We start from the raw sequence: 320 nt of genomic DNA, 5'->3' as shown, positions 1-320 counted from the left end.
CCAGGGAATCTTTTCCTCGATATAATCGCCGCTGATCAGGGGACGTTGCACGATTTTATACAAGCTTGTTCCTACACGGATATATTTACCGTTGTCCAATGTCTTTTCCTTCATCGCGGTTACCTTTTTCGTCTTGCACTTCGCGCAAGGGTTAAGCTGATTTCACTTGAATCATGTTTGGGCTTGGTTTGATTTTCAGCCCACAGCAGTATTTCTTTTCGCGAAAAGACCAGTTTGTTTCCATACGTTTTGCAGGGAATTTTACCGGTGGAGGTTAACTTGTAAATTTTTGCTTTTGATGTCGGATAGCCATATTCCTT

The 320-nt window shown here is 42.2% G+C and carries 1 protein-coding gene; it reads right to left on the bottom strand.

What is annotated here, in order from left to right; translation table 11 throughout:
* Nucleotides 1–119: 119 nt before the first annotated feature.
* A partial coding sequence (locus N2K84_RS20375; RefSeq protein WP_282593665.1) for a helix-turn-helix domain-containing protein occupies nt 120–320 on the bottom strand: 201 nt, incomplete at its 5' end.

The organism is Gaoshiqia sediminis, assembly GCF_025907915.1.
GTDB lineage: Bacteria > Bacteroidota > Bacteroidia > Bacteroidales > Prolixibacteraceae > Gaoshiqia > Gaoshiqia sediminis.
The sequence above is the reverse complement of the archived record's forward strand: the minus strand, read 5'-3'. Positions and strand labels throughout refer to the sequence as shown.